The organism is Algoriphagus lacus (genome assembly GCF_003583985.1).
Taxonomy (GTDB): Bacteria; Bacteroidota; Bacteroidia; order Cytophagales; family Cyclobacteriaceae; genus Algoriphagus; species Algoriphagus lacus.
The window spans coordinates 498,258-513,444 of sequence record NZ_QXML01000001.1 but is presented as its reverse complement, the minus strand read 5'-3'; the positions used below and the strand labels follow the sequence as shown (position 1 = coordinate 513,444).

The window sequence follows — 15,187 nt, the reverse complement described above, 5'->3', positions numbered from 1 at the left end:
TGGTTAGTCTTTCCAACCCCAAGGAGCCTCGGGAGCATCCACAGGCTTGGTCAAATCGAATTTAACACTAAATAGTGTTTCCGAGCCCAAGCGTCGCAGATTATAGGTAAAGGAGTTTTCATCGACGGAAATCCACCAAATATTTCCCACCGCAGCGGGCAGAAGCTCGGCGGTAAATTGATCTGCCGGAAAAAACTGGATGGTCGCGGATCCGCTATTGCTGGCTTTGCCCCCGTATTGGGTTACTTCATCCTGAGTCCCATCGGAGTGGCGATGGTCATGTTTGAGCTGAATCAACTGATCTTCTCCCATAGTTAACACCCAAGTTCTAGATCGGTCATCCCCAACGAAAAAAGGAATCCGTATCCTTCCGTCTTCACAGGATCTCACATGCATGACCAATCTACCCTGAAACCTTGGATCGGATTCGGGTGATACCAGTTTTCCTTCATAAGCTTTGCCACAGTGAGCAGAAAGTTTTTCCCAGAATTGAACTGAAGCGGCCGTATGCTGCGCTTGTGCCTGATAACAAATCACAATTAGCAGGAGTGAATACAGGTATTTCATATGATTATAATTTGAACTTTGAGGCCATATGGAATCTTGCATGGTTAATAATCATCCTAGTGTGTGACTTTTTAGTCATGCTCCAATTCATTGAATTCCAATTTTTTCCTAAAGTACTCTTTTCCGAACCTAATAAAAGCAAAAGGGCCCTTGTGGGCCCTTTTTGAAGCTATTTTTAATAGTGACTTAGAAAGCGAAAGTAGCACCAAAGTTAACTTTCACCCCAGGAGCCAAGCGGGAGAAGATCTGGTCTTGTGCTCCAAAGGAACTGAAGACCACCTCACGCTTATCATTCAGGAGATTCTGAACTCCAAAGTTCAATTTAACCCGCTCGTCAGCCCCAAAAGACTTGTTGAAATTAAGGTTAAGCGAGTGGAAAGGCACGGTAAAGGTGTCCGTTCTGTTTCCAAAGCCTACATAGTTCAACGTAGATCCCTGAACATTGTAGAAAATACCTGCTTCCAAACCTGTGGTGAAACTGGTGTAGGAAATGCCCGTGTTGATGATATACGGTGCCTGACCTGCCATTTGACGGGTATCGTTGATCACTTCACCTTCTTTTGCAGTGAGTCTTCTGGATTTCAATTCAGACTCAGACATTTTGATACGTGAATCAGTCACGGTCACGTTGGCATTCCAGGAGAAGTTCTCCAAAGATGGAGCCATAAACTTCAGAGACTTTCTGAATTCAAATTCAAGTCCGGCTACTGCACCGTTGCCCACATTTCGAGGCTGGAAAGATCCCGGGTCAGATAGGAACTGGACAATCTCAATCGGTCTTTCAAAGGTTTTGTAGAAAGCACTGACAGAGAACATTTCGCCTCTCTGCTGGAACATTTCCCATCTCAGGTCAAAGTTATTGATCCGAGTCGAGGTCAGATTTCCATCCCAAAGGACTTCAGTTCCGCCGTTGGTAGTTTCCTTATACATCCCTCCGATAAAAGTACGGCCTGTGATTGGATCAAGAATTTCTGCATAGGATAGTTCTTTGAAAGAAGGTCTAGCAGTAGTTCTGGTTGCTGAAAATCTGAAATTCTGATTTTCCTTTAGGTTGTAGATCAAGTTCACGGTTGGGAAGAAATCGAGGTCATCCAGCATTTCTACCAAGTCGTACACAATTGTACCGGTCTGATTGGTTCCTGTATAGTATTGGTTAAACTGCTCCACTCTCAAGCCTGCCACAACTTTCAATTTTTCTGCAGGATTCATTTCCAATGAACCATATCCGCCCATTGTCGTCGCGTAAGCCTCGTATTCGTTAGGGTTGACTGGAATAAAGTCCGGGTTGTATCGAACACCATTTCTGTTGGTTGCAGAGAAGAGATTCTCCTCGTTCATGATCGCATTTGGATCTCCGTCAAATACAGTGTTTCCTGTAGGAAACTGGAAACTCTGAATATTGAATAGTCTGTGCTTGAATAAGTAGCTACCTCCAAATTTCAACTTGGCATCTCTGTTAAACAGACTCATGTTTCTCGTGATATCAGCTTTTGTCACCAAATTTTCCTCCTGAAGGCTTCTCCAAATACGGGCAGGAAGACCTACTTCGGAAGAAATGGTATTAGTTGGCTGACGGAATCTGGTAAATCGGATGTCCGGATCTTCGATGGAGGATAGGGTTGGAGCAATTTTCCAACTCACTTCCCAATCTCTTCCGTTGAACAGGTGCGTTCCGGAAAGTAAAACGCTGGTAAGTGATCTTTGACTATACTCCAGGTTGTACTGCTTGGCTTCGAAATTTGCTCCAAGGTTAGTATTCTCAAAGTCGAAAATACCTGCTTTGGATTCACCGTTTTGAAGGTGAAGGAAATTCACTTTGTATTTGGAAGCGTTGGTTTTCAAGGCAATTCCAGCCATTCCTCCCAACAACACTGTGTTTACACCAAAGTCACCTCTTTGCTTTTCAAGCGACTCCAGTTCGGTTTCGGTTTCCCCGATTGGCTTGGCAAACAGGTTGAATTCCGCGTTTTGGTAGAATTCAGTTTCATTCTTGTAAGTAACAGCAGCGTTGTAGCCCCAAGTCACTTTTGGTCTTGCAATCTGATTTCCAAGTGAAAAAGACAATCCAAAATCCATCAAACTGGACTGACGGCTTCCACCCAAGGTCTTGTTGAATCCTCTCAAAATCTCTTGATATTCCAACCCGGCAGGACTGTTTGGATTTCCAACTACCTGACCAAACTGAGGAATATCTGTTCTACCTCCGGTAGGAATAGCTCTCGTACCGTCATCAAAACCCAACCAGTCGGTTTTTCCACCTTGATAGTCGATGTAGTTTTGATTGAAGTGCATGGATGGATTCAACCCTCCGGAAATCCCCAAACGAATGGTTTTTTCTTCAGGGAAATCCTTGGTTTCGATATCCACCACGCCTCCGGTAAAGTCGGCTGGTAATTCAGAAGTGAATGATTTGGAAACGATGATGTTGTCAATCACATTGGTTGGAAAGATATCCATCTGGATGGTATTTCTGTCCGGGTCCAAGCCAGGGATATCCACTCCGTTCAGTACGGTTTTAGTGTATCGGTCTCCCAATCCACGGACGTAAACATATTTGCCACCTTCAATGGATACACCAGTAACACGCTTCACAGCTGAAGCAGCATCACCGTCACCAATCTGACGGAAGGTGGATGCTGAAATCCCATCCAACAAATTTGGAGATCCACGCTTCACCGACATCAAGGCTGATTCCGTAGTACGGATCGCGGCCGCTTGCACGGTTACAGTTTCGAGTTCAGAGGCTTCTTCCTTCATCAGAATGTCATTCAACACATTTACCTGACCCGCTTCAACTACGATAGAGGTCAGTTCAACAGTGGAAAATGAGATGTAGGATACTTGCAGGGTATAAGTGCCTGGAGCAGCTTGGATTTCAAACTTTCCGTCGAAATCCGTTACAGCCCCGATGGCTAATTCTTTAACCAAAACAGAGACACCAAATAAAGGCTCTCCGTTGGTTTCATCATAGACGGCTCCACGAATGGTGCCGTTTTGGGCAAATGCAAATCCTGCCAGCAATTGGAAAAGTACAAGTAGTACTATGGCCAGAGTGCCTTTAAGCAATGTTTTGGATGATTTATTTTTCATACAGCAATTGGAAATTTTCCTTTTTTTAAACCTGAAAAGGAAGGGTCCTTGCAAGACCTTCCCTTTCAGTTTTTTAATTATGATTATTTAAAGTCTGCTAGTGCGTTGGCTGCCGATGCCCAAGTCCAGCCATTGAAAGCTGCTTGATTTGCTCCGACAGTATTTGCTTTCAAAGCGACTGTACTGGCGCTTTTATCAGTTCCGTTTCTGAATGCCTGCTGAAGTGTTACTCCTTCGGCGAGAGTTGCTTCCAGTTTGGTGAATTTTAACACTCCTCCAGTAAAGTTTGCAATGGTATTGTCACCACTTAGGGACAAGTCGCCTCTTCCGGCGTTGTTGTTTGCAGAAGGTGCAGGGAAATTGAAGAAGTACAAATTCTCGAAAGTTCCTCTAGCTCCGGCTCTGAAGTCAGCAAACTCAGAGGATGGATGGCCTTTTACCGATCCGTTTTTCACGGTATGAGCAGCATTGTAAGCTCCTTCTGGTCCATCGATTTCCAATCCGTGGTCTGTATTGGATCCACAGATGATGATGAAGTTATCCAAGGTACCGGCCCAAGACTGATCAGTATCCACTGCATCGTCGCCTGAGTTCCAAACCAAAGCATTCTTTACAGATACTGTTCCTCCAAACCACTCGATTCCATCATCTTGATTTGCTACTACTTCGATGTTTTCGATTACGGTTCCGGACCCTACAGCACCGAGGGTAAGACCGTTGATTTCGTTTCCTTCACCGATATTGGCTCCTCCGTGACGGATGGAGACATACTTCAAAACACCTGAGTTGTCAGCATCGTCAGTGCCACCATATAGACCATTGGTATCAGAAGCAGGGATTCCTTCAATCTGAATCTCAGTGACATCTCCAGCAAAAGAACCTTTCGCACGGCCCATGATCATCAAACCTCCCCAAAGACCTTCCAAATTTGGCTCAAGGTTAGGAGAAGCGATCTGACCTGGTTTAATTTCGTCAGCAACAGTTGTAAAAATGATTGGCTGAGCGGCAGTTCCAACAGCATTGATTTTGGCACCGCGAGCGATAACCAAAGCAGAAGCATTGGCACCGGAACCTACCTGACCTTTCACTACCACTCCGGGCTGAATGGTAAGCGTCACTCCAGATGTAACAGCAATTCTACCGGCCAATACATAGGTTTTACCTGTCTGCCAAGTAGTGTTAGTGGTAATGTTGGAAGTGATTTCGACGCTGGAGTTGTTGCCCTCATCAATTACCGGCTTTTCATTCCCTTCGATACAGCTCGTAAGACCCATCAGGGAAGCTGTAAAAAGCATCAGTAAGAAATTTAATTTTTTCATGTGGTATGTAATGAATTGTGGTTTTGCCTCTTTGATGATGCAAAACTGCCTTCAATTTTCTCCACAAGAGAATTATTCGGTTTATGCTTTTTTTAAAAAATCAAACCAAATTTAATATTGAATTAACAAAGCAAACCTAAAAAAAGGCTTCCCCCTCGGGAAGCCTGCTGATCGATGTTCTGATGTTACTTTAATGTTACCGACTTATTAATCGGCACTTTTTCAAGGAGTGTTTTTACGAGGCTTCGGGTGTTGACATTATCAGCTTCTGCTTCGTAATTGAGCAAAATCCGGTGATTGAGGACGTCCTCTGCGATTTCTTTGATGTCCTCCGGAAGCACATAATCACGGCCGTCCATGTAGGCGACGGCTTTTGCAGCGAGGTTGAGGTTGATGGATGCTCTCGGTGATACGCCAAACATGATGTATTTGGCTTCATCCTTCAGTCCATACTGTTGAGGGAAGCGGGTAGCAAATACCAGCTCAATGATGTAATGCTCCAGAGGTTCGGCGATATTGACCGCATTGATCTGGTTTCGGATATCGAATATGTCCTGCTTGGAGAGGATTGGCCTTACTTCAGAGGTGTACTGCATGTTGGACATTCTTCGCATAACTTCCATTTCATCGGCTTTGCTAGGATAGTCAATGTGGACTTTCATCATGAATCGGTCAACTTGAGCTTCCGGAAGTGGGTAGGTTCCTTCCTGATCCACCGGGTTTTGGGTAGCGAGTACCAGAAAAGGCCTGTCCAGCGCAAAAGTCGTTTCACCAATCGTCACCTGCTTTTCCTGCATGGCTTCCAATAGTGCGGACTGAACCTTTGCAGGGGATCGGTTCACTTCATCCGCCAAAATCACATTGGCGAAGATTGGACCCTTTTTTACTTCAAAGTTGGCGGTCTGCTGATTGTAAATCATAGTACCAATCAAATCCGAAGGCAGTAGATCAGGAGTGAATTGAATTCGGTTAAAATTCAGGTGCAGGACTTTGGCCAGGGTATTTACGGTGAGGGTCTTGGCCAAACCGGGTACCCCTTCCAGTAAAATATGTCCGTTGGTAAAGAGCCCGATCAACAGTCGATTGACCATTTTGTCCTGACCGACCACCACTTTTTTTACTTCCTGAATTACTTCGGCGATTTTTTCCTGATGCATGAACGACGCGAATTAGATGCCTGAAATGGCTGGGCTAAAATAGGGGAAATTGTACCAATGGACAATCTTAATTCTTAACAGCGGTAATGCCGAGTCCCGACACGGTTTTTAGGAATTTTTAAGATCGGCGGGGAGTTCTGCCTCCTTTTTGTGCTACTCCTGTTTTGGCAAATCCCGTCAGCCCCAGTTGATGGTATACTGTTTTTTCATCCAGTTCCAGGATTTCTCCCGACTGCATTCCGGAAATGGTGATTTTCTCCATTGAATACCTCACCAATCGCAAGGTGGGAAAACCAACAGCAGCGGTCATCTTCCGCACTTGCCGGTTTTTCCCCTCGATCAGAGTCAGCTCGATCCAGGAATCTGGAATATTGGCGCGGTATCGAATCGGGGGATTCCGCTCAGGAAGTTTCGGGGCGGGATCCAGTATTTTGGCAAGAGCAGGCTTGGTTTGATAATCCTTTCCGTCCACATTGATGGTGACTCCGGAACGTAATTTTGCCAAAGCCTCAGGAGTCGGAATTCCCTCCACCTGGGCCCAATAGGTACGTTGATGCCCAAACCTTGGATTGAGCAGATGGTGGTTGAGCCATTTGTCGTCTGTTATCAGCAGGAGGCCTTCACTGTCTTTGTCCAATCGGCCAACAGGATAAACTTCCCGGGGAAAAGCACCAAGAGAGGCCAATGTAGGCCCCTCTCCGGTGAATTGTGTTAAGACCCCGTAGGGCTTGTAGATAATAAAGTATCTGGCCAACGTGTTCGTGTTAACTTCCGCAGCCGATGCAGTCGAAATGAGAATCAATCGGTTTCACTCCTTTGAGCTGCATTTCCAGATTGTGGATTTCATCCCGGACCTCCATGTCAGCAAACATGTCTCCGGTTAGCTTTCCTTTCAAAGCCGAGATGGCTTCCTCGAGCGCAATTTTTTGTTGTTCGGTCATAAAAGTGGTTTTGGTATGAGTGGTGAATGAGTGGTTAAAATAGCCTTTGGTGAGAAATAAGTTCCAGTCAAAAGCCGGAATATTTTGGGCAAAAATAAGGCCAGTTGATAATCAGGTAGAAATGGTTTGAACATGTTGGTTGATCAAAGTGAAAAGGATTGATCACCAAAGTAGTTTAGGAATCAGTGTGGTTGAAATTGCAAAAAAGCAACTCAATTTTTGGAGGGTACAGCAAGGCAAAAAGGATTTTTAAACCCAGGGGATTTTTAAAACAGAGACAATTTCTTAACGACCATGAATACTTTTCCTGTAAGCGATCAAAAAAAATGTCCAGAAGAAGAGTTTCAAATACACCTTGCTTAGAATGAATCATAATAGACATGGTTCCCTGGATTGTTTTCAAGGTAGAAGGAAAGGTAAACCCATCAAATCAGATTCTTTGATTTAGATGCTTACTTCAGATTAGTTGGAAATTCCTACCTCGGGGAAGTATAAACAACGAAATAACCCGAAAATAAAGTCGAGTGGAATTTGGGACTGCTGTTCCTAGAAAATTCCATAAAATCCCTTACTACCAAAAGACCTCTAGCAAACCCACCCTTAATAATGGGTATTATCCTCAGATTTACAGAGTGTTAAGATCTTATTAAGGATGATGACCGGCCATCAATAATTCCTGCAAACCATAGAAATTAGGGCAAACAGAAATTAAAATATGGACTTTAGCCTTTTCAACTATTTGAGGGAAAATGAGGTGGAAGGTATCAGCCAAGTGAAGGCTTTGGAAATAGAAAAGGGGGAATTACTCTACCAACCACCACAGCGGATTACTCCAATCTACGAGATTGTAAAAGGGGCAATCCGGATTGGCTCTTATTCTCCGAATGGAGAAGAGATTTGTTTCGATATCCTTAAGCCCGGAGATTTTTTTGGAAACCTCCAATACTTAAACGGGCAATTTTCTGAATTTGCCAAAAGCTTGACCCCTGTGGTCCTTAGGTCTTACGACTTGGCATTTTTTAAAAAAATCACCACACAAATCCCTACTGTCTCCGAGTGGTTTTCCCATAAACTGGTCAGCCGTTGGTGCAGGGCAGAGGATCGCCTATTTGCAGTACGCAGTCTGAATGCCCAAGAAAAAGTCCAACGAATCCTCAAACAATTCCAGGAACACATCGAGGACGGAACAGGAAGAAAACACAGCATAGTCAATCTGCTTACTCTCCAAGATATGGCCGACCTCACAGGCATGACCCGACAGACAGTCTCCAAAGTGATCAAGGAGGAACTTTTCAGATCTGGTCACAAAAGATCCAAACTCAGGAGTTTGGCCTGAACTTTTAATTAGAAAATTAACAGCAGACTTGAACTGTTAAAAATCAGTCGGTTCATTCCATTTTGGATTCAAATGTCTATCCAAAGTGACTGATTTACCTGCATTTTAAGCCTTCCTAATGAGCTATCTGGACTGGCTGCAACTAATTCTAATCAAAGTCCGGGTTAAAAAACCCGGTCGAAAAAATCGACCGGCTTTCCATCCTGAGGCAATTATTTACTTTTTATTCCTGGATACAGGGTACTTTCAGGCAGTTCCATTTTCAGATCCAAAAGGTAATCCACCACAGCTACCACATCCACCAATTTCATTTCCTGAATCTCTACATTCGTATTGATTCCCGCTCCCCAAGCAATAAATCCAGTTTCGATCTCATCAAAATCAGGAAAAAACCCATGAGTGCCTCCGGTGGCAGGTTTCAGGACATCTCCCTGACTACTGGATGAAAAAGAGATTCCCCGAATTGGTGCCAAGGCCAAGGCAGCGTTCGGATCAGCTCCAATAAAAGCCAGCTCTTCTTTCTCGACTACTCGAAACAGACTTTTCAGATTTTCTGGTACTTGGTTCAAAATGCTTTTAACTTCATCTAGCGTTTTTTGATCCTTAGGATCTTTCAAATGTAAAAATGCCGAAGCCCCACTGGTATGGAATGTAGCTTTCCAATCGCCTCTATCAGGTTTATTTTCCATCAGGCCTGCCTGGACAAGCCAAACATTTGGACTGAGTGAGCTGTGGATATTTACAAAGCCATGGTCCCCTGTGACGATAATGGTGGTCTGATCTAAGATTCCTGCCCGTTGGGCAGCTTCGATGATTTTCCCAATAGCCCGGTCGGTCGCGGCAAGAGATTTCCGGACCATTGGCCCTTCCCTTCCCTCTTCGTGCTGAAAATGGTCAGTGGCAATCAAATGAAGGGTAATCAAATTGGGTTTATAGGTTTCCAATACATAACCTGCCATTTCTCCGATACGATCTTCCCTGTTCAGGTAATCCCCGTTGAAAGTCCGTTCGTTGAGCTTTCCAAGTACTTGTTCTTCCAGCTCTGCCAGAAGTCCCTTGGGATTTTCCTCCTGTCGCATGGGTTCAATTCGTCCAAATCCTTCCTCCAAACTCCAAAACTCAGGGAGGTTGTAATCAATTGGTGCTCCTACAGTCACGGGCCAGATAAAACTGGCGCTTTTCAATCCGGACTTTTTTACTGCATCCCAAAGCGTTGGAACTTTAATTTCTTCTGTTTCCCAATACCATCTTCCGGTTTGTCCATTCGGCTCAAATGGAGCATTATAGTAGATTCCATGAGCTGAAGGAGTTCGACCGGTCACAATTGTCGTATGAGAAGGGTAAGTGACAGAAGGAAAAACACCCGTCACCCCTTCAGCCCTAGCACCTTGCGAAGCCATTTCCTGAAGGTTTGGGGCTGGCCAGGAATGATCCAAATAAAAATCCGGCCTAAATCCATCGATGGAAATCAAGACTACATGTTGACTGGGCCGGTCTTGGGCCTTCGGCGAAGAAACGCCTACTCCAGACAACAGGACAACAACGGTTAAGAAACCGATCATTAATACTTTAAAATAGTTCATTGGAAAATTTGATTTGAAAAAAGAAAAGGGCCCGTGTTGCCTTGGGAAATGGCCGGGCCCATTTTTATTAACTTGGTTTAGAAGAAAATTCTACCGGAAATCTGGACTTGGAATGGTGTCCCACCCGGATTGGCTACGCCTACATTTGGGTTGATCTGATACACATATTGCTGATTCACCCGATCAAAGCTTCGAATAGTCATCAGGTTTTGGTTACCCAGATTTTTGGAAGTTCCCCACTCCTTGTTCAGCATATTGGCTACATTGAAAATATCCGCACCCAATTCAAAACCTGATCTTTTGGAACTATTAAGGAAGAATTTTTTAGCTACTCGAAGATCCCAAAAACCGAAGTAGCCATTCTCGCCTCCGTTTCGTTCTGCCACTTGACCTAAGCTGTTTTGCAGATACTCCTTGGCCAGGTTGTTTGGATTAGCGAGGACTTCTCTCATAGCGGTGGCCATAGACTCAGACATTCCTGGTGCATTTGGATCAAATACAAAGGCCAGATCATTGGAGTTTACAAAGTCACCGTTCACATTTCCGTTAACCACCAGAGAATACCGGGTACCTCCGATACCTGAATATCGAACTCCTACTGTGATCCCTTTGAAAGTAGGAAGGGTACCATAGAATACCACCTTGTTTCGAAACTGCCCATTTGAGTAACTCATGCGGGAAAGATCACGGGGATCGTCCACTACTGCCTGGAAAAGTGTGGCACTGTTGGCTACGTTACCGTTGAAAGAAGTATTGTCTTTGGAGTCATTCCAAGTGTAGCTCAAGGTAACCTGTCCGTCCTTGAAATAACGGTAACTAGCATCTACTATGCCAGTGTAAGTATTGTTCCTTCCTTCGCTGACAAGTTCCAGTACCCTGCCTATTTCTGTTGTCTTTCTGCCTTTCGTCCAATCCGCATTTCCATTTGTGGTACTTATCGTCTCACTGGGAACAAAAACACCTCGATTCCCTTCATTAGCCAATCTGAAATAGGGCTGATCTACCATATTTCGATCCACATACATGTAATTGTTTCTGGCTAAGGATGCTATAAAATTTACCCCGATTCGAAGCCTGTTGTTAAGGATTTTGTTGTACATCACGTTGCCCTTGTAAACCGTAGGGACCTTCAAGTCCTCACTGTTCATATTGATGGTGGTTACTGGAGAGACCCCTGGCTTATTTAAAAGATCCACCCCAGGTGCTGTCGAAGGGTCATTTCTGTAAGAAACAAAATCCGGTGTAGGGACAGCCGCTCCGGTTATGTCGACCGCAACGATTTTTGTACCGTCAAACTGGAGGTTGTTGACATCGGTATAGTTGTTCAATGCAGAGCCAAAAATCCCAGCCCCTACTCTCAGGATATCAGTTTGTTTTTCATTGATGTCCCAGGTAAACTGGAATCTTGGCTGGATTTGAAAACCACCGGTCTTCACATCAGTTCTCAATCCTAATTCATCAAAAACAACCTGATTAAAGTTTGGAGCATTCTGATAGGAGGTGTAGTCACCTCTCAAGCCCAAAATCAAACTCATTCCGTTTCCTAAGTCTGAATCAGATTGTGCATAGATACCCCCACCAAATATGTTTTGCTTAACCGTTGGATCAACCAAGGCCACTTCTCTGGCATACCGGAAAGGACGGAGATTATCAAAATTGTCCAGGCCAGTGAAGAAAAATCTACCATTGAATTCACTGGTTGCCAAGGAGGTCAGATTATTCAATAAAAGGTCCATCCCGAAGGTAAAGTTAGTCCTTCCCCTATTGTAGTAAAGGTTATTCACCAACTGATAGACGTGTGATTCAAACCTTTCCGGAAGAAAACGCTGTCCTCCAAGCTGAATATTTGTGTTTACAGTACGATCGTTTACCTGTGACTGTACATTCTGAACAATTGCTCTTGGGATATTTTCACTTGGTAGCTGATCGCTAGGTCTTCCATCGTCCAGGGTATAGAGGTATTGAAGCTTAATTTCATTGGTCAAATTTGAGGAGAGAACGGTTCGCAGCGAAGCCATCAGGCTGTTTGCCTTGGAGAGGTGATCTCCATATACCTCATACAAATTGATGGTTGTGTTGTCATTGACACCCTGGCTGTTGAGATCCCACGAGAAGTTGTTTCTTACACTAAGCAGGTTTTTGGAATTGATCTGATAGTCCAATCTCGCGAATGCGGTATGGGAATATCTAAGCTTGTCGAAACTACCGGTTTGAGGGGATTCTGCTACCCCATATTTGGATCTGGAAATCTGCAAATAACGGTCTAGGGATTCCTGTGAAAGATTGAATCTCACCTCGTCCTCCGGTGTCTGAATGTCCGCAATAAACAAGGGCTGAGCATCACGCTGACCATCGTAGGCGATGAAATAGTGAAGTTTATCCTTAATTATTGGTCCTCCCAAGGTGATCCCGTACTGCTGAATCGCAAACTCGTTATTTCGCACGTTTCCTCGGATGTCATATTTACTGGCCAACCAGTCGGCACGGTTGAAGAAGAATGCAGAACCCGAGACTTGGTTTGTTCCAGTCTTTGTTACCGCGCTGATAATCCCGCCTCCACTTCTTCCATTGGTTACATCGTAATCATTGGTCACTACCTCAAATTCACGAATCGCTTCCATCGAAATGGAGAATGGTCCTCTATTGGTCGATCCACTGGAGAGAGGACTTCGGTTAGTCATGCCATCAATCGTGTAGTTGGTAGATGAAAAAAGCTGGCCTAACAAGCTGTTCCCATTCGAAACCGGAGAAAGGTCCACCAAGGAATTGAAGTTTCTGCCATTAACCGGAAGAGTAGCCATATCTTTTGCCGAAACAGCGGTTGAGCTACCTAGCCTTTCGATGCTGTTGGTAATTGAATTAGCCATGACACTCACCTCGCTCAGCTCCTGCGCTGTTTCGCTGAGCACAAAGTCAAGTTTGATGCTCTCTCCCTGATTCAGAGAAATTCCGGTGAATGTTTTGGAACTGTACCCCAGGTATGTAGCGGTAACCGAGTAATTGGATCCTAGGGGAATCTGAGAGATTAAGTAGTTACCGGTTACTCCACTTACAGTGGAAGCTGTAAATCCGGTCAGTTCATTTTTGACCAAAATTTGGGCCCCGATGAGCATTTCACCGCTCGGATCAGTTAGCCTTCCTGAAACAGTCGCATTGACTGCCTGTGCAAAGGTGTTTTGCTCGAACATGATACAGAAAACCAGTATCAGGGTCATCAAAAAGGAGGTTGTAAAAGTTTTGAATCTCATAGAATTGAGCAGGTTGATTAATGCTCAAAACTAGATTAGGACTCTAGGGCAGATTTGTTAAAAATTAACATTGAGATGTTTCTTCACTTAATCTTAAACCAGATAACAATTTCATAAATCCGGGTATTAGGTCTCGAAGAAAGAAATCTTCAAAAAAACCAGGTTATAAAAAGCCATTCCGTTTGGCCAGCTTCATCCATACAAACCGGAAAAACTAAGATTGTCAGCTTGCAATCCATTTTGTGGAGGGACTTCTCAAAAAATTGAAGGAAGAAATTTGATAAAGCATTCCAAAAACAAAAAAGCCGACTCACGTCGACTTTTTTGGAATTATTAAACCAAAGATTAATTCATGTATACAGTGACTCTACCATCACCTTCAGAACTCACCACCAACATTGGCCGACCGTTAGGGCTATCTGATTCGGGAATAAACAGCAACCCTTCAGGTGCATCGTGGCCTGGATCACCGATAGATTTTACCCCATCCAAAAGCTGAAGGAATTTCAATCCGGCAGCACCGTTGAGTTCATAGACCATAATCGCATCAGAACGCTCCAATCCAACAAAAACCACGTTTTTACCACGGATTTGACCGATTTCGATTGCTTCAGGCTCTACACCTTTGTTATCGCTGCGACCGTCATCATAGAGCGAAGCATTTGCCATCAAGAGGTCTCTTTCCAAGTTTGAATAGTCGCGTACCAATTCACCGTTTCTGCCATTCCAGATCGAGAATGATCTTCCCCCAATTCCATAAAGCACATCAAAATCTCCATCCCCGTCGGTATCACCAGCAGAAGTAGTCACTGTGTATCTACCAAGGTTCACGTCAGCCTGAAGAAATACTGCATTTGGAAATGAAGTAGGATCCAAATCCAAATCCTTGACTCGCTCTTCCTCTCCATAGGTATCGTAATCTCTTGTATCGCCTTCGTTTGCCGAAATAATAAACGTATTTCCACCAACCTCAAAAGATGAAATCGCATCGGGTAAATAATATGCAAGCAAAGGCCAGTTTTGAAGATTACCGGCAATTCCATCCCGATCACTTACGTCCAGCTTATTTTCAGGCATTGAATGATCTTTCAATCCCAAAGGGAAGATGTTTGTAATGGCCTTTCGGTTGAGGTCCACCCGTGCCATCCCGTTGTTTTCCTGAAGTGTAACCCAGGCAAAGGAAGAAGAGGCATCAATGGCTACATATTCAGGCTCAATGTCCTGGGCAAAAGTTGCCCCTGGGCCAAAGATTCTAAATCCTTTAGCTTTCAAGGTTGGATATTGAGTTGTAAAAGAACCAAAACCCAAGGTCGTCACAGTGTAACCGTTGTTCACATCAATAATGGAAACGGATCCCTCAGGATCGATGGAATAATCGTCGTTTGGTTCTCCTTCGTTGGCAGTCACGATCCGGTTTCCATCCGGGGTAAAGGTGACCATATCAGGGAGAGCTCCTACAGGAATAATCGCTTCTGGAGTATCCAGGTTGGAAGTAACATAAACCAAGACTACTCCAGGATCAGTCTTTTCAAATCCTTCTACTGCTATTGCAAGTTTCCCATTTTTCACCGCGACGGAATTCACACCTCCGCCGTAAGTGGAAATAGAAATAGGTGCAAGTTGAACCAAATTCACCGGATCAGTGAAATCGATCACATCGACTCTTGAGTCGCCATCATTATTTACCACAAAAAGTTTGTCTGTGGCAGGGTCAAATGCGGTGATTTCAGCGGCAGTTGTACCACCGATTTTGATACTGGAAATTTCAGAAAATGAAGTGGTAATGGGGCCAAGTTTTCCAACACGCTCAGTACACCCCGCTAGAAGGAGTAAAGTGGCTCCCAGCAAATAAATTTTTCTCATCGCTTTTACGGTTATGGTCTAAAACAAAATGAAGCCGAAATTACCTGCAACAGGCCACGGCTAAACCAGTAAACACATTACCA

10 protein-coding genes are annotated in these 15,187 nt (G+C 44.2%); 1 reads left to right on the top strand and 9 read right to left on the bottom strand.

The window, feature by feature from the left end:
* Positions 1-3 precede the first annotated feature (3 nt).
* The 6 genes from D0X99_RS02050 to D0X99_RS20490 form a co-directional block, all read right to left on the bottom strand.
* Entirely contained in the window at positions 4-567 is a 564-nt protein-coding gene (locus D0X99_RS02050) for a hypothetical protein (protein WP_119475971.1), read from the bottom strand.
* Between the two features lie 186 nt (positions 568-753).
* Positions 754-3,657, bottom strand: coding sequence for a TonB-dependent receptor (locus tag D0X99_RS02045; protein ID WP_119475970.1), 2,904 nt, complete (start codon positions 3,655-3,657; stop codon positions 754-756).
* 83 nt (positions 3,658-3,740) lie between these two features.
* Entirely contained in the window at positions 3,741-4,976 is a 1,236-nt protein-coding gene (locus D0X99_RS02040; protein ID WP_119475969.1) for a hypothetical protein, read from the bottom strand.
* A gap of 185 nt (positions 4,977-5,161) precedes the next feature.
* Positions 5,162-6,133 carry an AAA family ATPase gene (locus D0X99_RS02035; protein ID WP_119475968.1) on the bottom strand — a complete coding sequence of 324 codons (972 nt, stop codon included), beginning with the start codon at positions 6,131-6,133 and terminating at the stop codon, positions 5,162-5,164.
* A gap of 118 nt (positions 6,134-6,251) precedes the next feature.
* Positions 6,252-6,935 carry a pseudouridine synthase gene (locus D0X99_RS02030; protein ID WP_394336574.1) on the bottom strand — a complete coding sequence of 228 codons (684 nt, stop codon included), beginning with the start codon at positions 6,933-6,935 and terminating at the stop codon, positions 6,252-6,254.
* Complete coding sequence (locus D0X99_RS20490; RefSeq protein WP_199707954.1) at positions 6,898-7,074, bottom strand: hypothetical protein; 177 nt, start codon at positions 7,072-7,074, stop codon at positions 6,898-6,900. Before D0X99_RS20490 ends, D0X99_RS02030 begins: the two co-directional genes overlap by 38 nt.
* A gap of 715 nt (positions 7,075-7,789) precedes the next feature.
* Here D0X99_RS20490 and D0X99_RS02020 point away from each other — a divergent pair.
* Positions 7,790-8,410 (top strand): Crp/Fnr family transcriptional regulator, encoded by a 621-nt coding sequence (locus D0X99_RS02020; RefSeq protein ID WP_119475965.1) that lies wholly within the window; start codon positions 7,790-7,792, stop codon positions 8,408-8,410.
* Between the two features lie 212 nt (positions 8,411-8,622).
* On the opposite strand, the gene D0X99_RS02015 is transcribed toward D0X99_RS02020, so the two are convergent.
* The 3 genes from D0X99_RS02015 to D0X99_RS02005 form a co-directional block, all read right to left on the bottom strand.
* The gene (locus D0X99_RS02015; RefSeq protein ID WP_233553625.1) at positions 8,623-9,993 is read right to left on the bottom strand and encodes an alkaline phosphatase family protein; all 1,371 of its coding nucleotides are present in this window, start codon (positions 9,991-9,993) and stop codon (positions 8,623-8,625) included.
* A 77-nt stretch (positions 9,994-10,070) separates the two neighbouring features.
* Positions 10,071-13,208 carry a TonB-dependent receptor gene (locus D0X99_RS02010; RefSeq protein WP_119476384.1) on the bottom strand — a complete coding sequence of 1,046 codons (3,138 nt, stop codon included), beginning with the start codon at positions 13,206-13,208 and terminating at the stop codon, positions 10,071-10,073.
* A 378-nt stretch (positions 13,209-13,586) separates the two neighbouring features.
* Positions 13,587-15,104, bottom strand: coding sequence for a choice-of-anchor I family protein (locus D0X99_RS02005; protein ID WP_119475963.1), 1,518 nt, complete (start codon positions 15,102-15,104; stop codon positions 13,587-13,589).
* Positions 15,105-15,187: the final 83 nt, after the last annotated feature.

Coding starts and splice junctions, on each gene's coding strand:
- D0X99_RS02015 (WP_233553625.1), bottom strand. CDS start 9,993: ATGAACTATTTTAAAGTATTAATGATCGGTTTCTTAACCGTTGTTGTC.
- D0X99_RS02035 (WP_119475968.1), bottom strand. CDS start 6,133: ATGCATCAGGAAAAAATCGCCGAAGTAATTCAGGAAGTAAAAAAAGTG.
- D0X99_RS20490 (WP_199707954.1), bottom strand. CDS start 7,074: ATGACCGAACAACAAAAAATTGCGCTCGAGGAAGCCATCTCGGCTTTG.
- D0X99_RS02050 (WP_119475971.1), bottom strand. CDS start 567: ATGAAATACCTGTATTCACTCCTGCTAATTGTGATTTGTTATCAGGCA.
- D0X99_RS02005 (WP_119475963.1), bottom strand. CDS start 15,104: ATGAGAAAAATTTATTTGCTGGGAGCCACTTTACTCCTTCTAGCGGGG.
- D0X99_RS02020 (WP_119475965.1), top strand. CDS start 7,790: ATGGACTTTAGCCTTTTCAACTATTTGAGGGAAAATGAGGTGGAAGGT.
- D0X99_RS02045 (WP_119475970.1), bottom strand. CDS start 3,657: ATGAAAAATAAATCATCCAAAACATTGCTTAAAGGCACTCTGGCCATA.
- D0X99_RS02040 (WP_119475969.1), bottom strand. CDS start 4,976: ATGAAAAAATTAAATTTCTTACTGATGCTTTTTACAGCTTCCCTGATG.
- D0X99_RS02010 (WP_119476384.1), bottom strand. CDS start 13,208: ATGACCCTGATACTGGTTTTCTGTATCATGTTCGAGCAAAACACCTTT.